3 protein-coding genes and 2 pseudogenes are annotated in these 2847 nt (G+C 45.9%); all 5 read left to right on the forward strand.

The window, feature by feature from the left end:
- A pseudogene (locus PN462_RS23615) lies at positions 1–131 on the forward strand (precorrin-4 C(11)-methyltransferase); the annotation flags it as partial.
- Between the two features lie 69 nt (positions 132–200).
- Positions 201–878, forward strand: coding sequence for a response regulator transcription factor (locus PN462_RS17195; protein ID WP_272130051.1), 678 nt, complete (start codon positions 201–203; stop codon positions 876–878).
- A complete protein-coding gene (locus PN462_RS17200) occupies positions 844–2247 on the forward strand; it encodes a sensor histidine kinase (RefSeq protein ID WP_272130052.1) in 1404 nt (467 codons plus the stop codon). Before PN462_RS17195 ends, PN462_RS17200 begins: the two co-directional genes overlap by 35 nt.
- Before the next feature lie 79 nt (positions 2248–2326).
- Positions 2327–2617: a PepSY domain-containing protein gene (locus PN462_RS17205; protein ID WP_272130053.1), complete on the forward strand. Its 291-nt coding sequence runs from the start codon at positions 2327–2329 to the stop codon at positions 2615–2617.
- Positions 2618–2847, forward strand: a pseudogene (locus PN462_RS17210) (SAM-dependent methyltransferase); the annotation flags it as partial.

The following is a 2847-nucleotide window of genomic DNA, read 5'->3' on the forward strand; positions in this document are numbered from 1 at the left end:
CCCGCGATGCAGACTTAATTCGCACTACCCTGTATTTAGTCAGTCCTGCGTTAGCAGGAACACCCGCCGCCAGGTCACAATTATATCATCCCGACCATTCCCACCTATTCCGAGGTGGAGTCCCCCAATAAACGCTCATAGTAAGCCCGGAAGGGCTTACTTGCCTACTCAAATAACGCTTGTTGTTAGGGAAGTTAACGATGAAAATTCTACTCATTGAAGATGACTCTCGAATTGCCTATTCTTTGAAGGAAGTATTGGAGGATCATCGCTATGTGGTGGAGGTTGCAGGGGATGGTCAATTGGGGTTTGAGTTGGCTTGTATGGATTGTTATGATTTAATTTTGTTGGATTTAATGTTGCCGAAATTAGATGGGGTAACGGTGTGTCAACGCTTGCGGCATAACCAAGACTCGACTCCCATTTTAATGCTTACGGCCAAAGATAGTAGCACTGATGAAGTGATGGGTTTAGATGCGGGGGCCGATGACTATGTGGTGAAACCTTTTCAAATGAAAGCTCTATTAGCGCGAATTCGGGCGTTATTGCGTCGCAATGCCACCATATTACCTCCTGTTTTAACTTGGGAAAAGCTCACCCTTGATCCCAGTAAATGTGAGGTGTATTACAATGAACAACGGCTCAGTTTAACCCCGAAAGAGTATAGCATATTGGAGTTATTTTTAAGACAGGGCGATCGCGTGTTAAGTCGCAGACAGATTATTGAGCAATTATGGACCTTTGAAGATACCCCTGGAGAAGAAACCGTGAAAGTCCATCTCCGCAGTTTACGACGTAAGCTAAAATTAACAGGTGCGCCTGCTAATTTCATTGAAACGGTTTATGGTTTGGGGTATCGGCTTAATCCAGAAATTTAAAGGAAAACACTTTAATCCCAAGTCTTTCTCTCCTTGGACAACCTTACGTTGGCGTTTACTCTGCTCTTATTTAGGGGTAATGGTGGCTATTTTAGGCAGTGCGGGGTTAACCGTGTATCAGGTGGTGGCCAGTAATCTCAATCGACAACTGGAAATGCACCTATTGAGTTTAGCGCAAACGGCGGCTCAATCCCTCGATGTGGTGAAACATGAATATGCCGAATATACCCAACATACCGATAATTCTGAGATTGCCCCAAGCCTTACCCTTCCCACGCTCATGGAACATTATGACACCTCTCCCCTCCTGATTCCAGAGCAAAACCTCTCCCCTCGTCATTCTGAGGGGGTAGAATGGTTTAATGCTGAAAAAACCTTGTTAGTTCACCAAGGCAATTTAAAGCCACAAGATTCCCTCCCGGCCAAGATTCCAGACACCGGAATGATGAGACAAAACCAAGGGATTCGCAGTTATACCTTACCTGTTTATCGTCAAGGGGAGTCCTCCCAAGTCTTAGCAGGATATGTGCGGGCCAGTGAGTCCACTGAGGATATTGAATTAGAGTTAGACTATTTGCGACTGGGGTTGGGGATTGGGGGGATATTCGCGTTAGGGATCACAGGAGTGAGTGGAATGTGGTTAACGGCGCGATCGCTCAAACCCATTGAACAGAGTTTTGAGCAACTAAAACAGTTTACCGCCGATGCGTCCCACGAGTTAAGAACCCCCTTAACTGTGATTAATACCACCATTGCCTCATTTTATGACCATCCAGAGCGTATTGCCCCCCCAGATTTCCCGAAAATTGAGGCCATCCAGTCAGCAACCGAGCAAATGAAAACCTTAGTCGAGGATTTGCTCTTTCTCTCTCGGATGGAAGGGTTTGGGAAACTCACTCAAGAACAATGGCGCGTTATTCCTCTCGAAGATATTTTAGAAGACTTAGGGGAGGAATTGGCTTTCTCTGCTGAACAAAAAGGTATTACGTTGACTGTATTCCCCCTTCCTTCTGTCTCTGTGTATGGCCATCCCCAACAACTCAAACGGTTATTTAGCAATATTCTCACCAATGGGGTTAAATATACCCCGACGGGGGGACGGGTGACAGTTTCCATGGAGCGTAACTTGTCTGATGGGATTATTACTTGTGAAGATACGGGGATTGGGATTGCTCGTGAGGATTTACCCTATATTTTTGATCGCTTTTGGCAAGCGGATCAAGTGCGGGGTGGGGGTGAAGGGACTGGGTTAGGAATGGCGATCGCGCAAACCATTGCCCGTCTTCATTATGGCCAAATCACCGTCACCAGTCAATTAGGACAAGGCAGTTGTTTTCAGGTTACACTCCCCTTAGCCAATGACAATTAAGCCATCTTCCCGATTTCTTTACTTTTTTTTTCTACAGTAGGACTCCAAGAGCAAACCCTACTGGAAAGGAGAACCTCCCATGGACCCCAGAAAAATCCGCAAATGGCATCGTTATTTAGCCCCTATTGTCTTCATTCCCTTTTTCCTTACTGCGGCCACAGGAGTGGGTTATCGCGTTTCTAAAAGTTGGTTTGGGGCCTCTGACGAAGTAGGAGACTTTTTCATGCTCATTCACCAAGGCACTTGGTTAGGACAAGAATTAAGAGTCTTTTATGTCCTTTTAAATGGTTTAGGTTTATTAGCTATGCTCTTTACAGGTATTACCATGACTCGTCTATTTCGGTCTGAACAACGTAAAATTAATCAATAGTCCAGTTTATGCCTATATCTGGCGGCCCGTCACGTGGAAACCGCCCAAGATAAACTGCTGCAACATTATCCCCCAGACACTCCCGTTGTCATCTGTTACCGCGTCAGTTGGGAAGACGAAAAAATCTGGGTGGTCCCCTTAGAAAAAATGGCGCAAGCATCCCGCGATGCAGACTTAATTCGCACTACCCTGTATTTAGTCAGTCCTGCGTTAGCAGGAACACCCGCCGC

Source organism: Spirulina sp. CS-785/01 (assembly GCF_028330525.1).
GTDB lineage: Bacteria > Cyanobacteriota > Cyanobacteriia > Cyanobacteriales > Spirulinaceae > JAQMSD01.

Bases quoted from the DNA above. Each gene is read 5' to 3' on its own strand.
- PN462_RS17200 (WP_272130052.1), top strand. From the start codon at position 844: ATGGTTTGGGGTATCGGCTTAATCCAGAAATTTAAAGGAAAACACTTT.
- PN462_RS17195 (WP_272130051.1), top strand. From the start codon at position 201: ATGAAAATTCTACTCATTGAAGATGACTCTCGAATTGCCTATTCTTTG.
- PN462_RS17205 (WP_272130053.1), top strand. From the start codon at position 2,327: ATGGACCCCAGAAAAATCCGCAAATGGCATCGTTATTTAGCCCCTATT.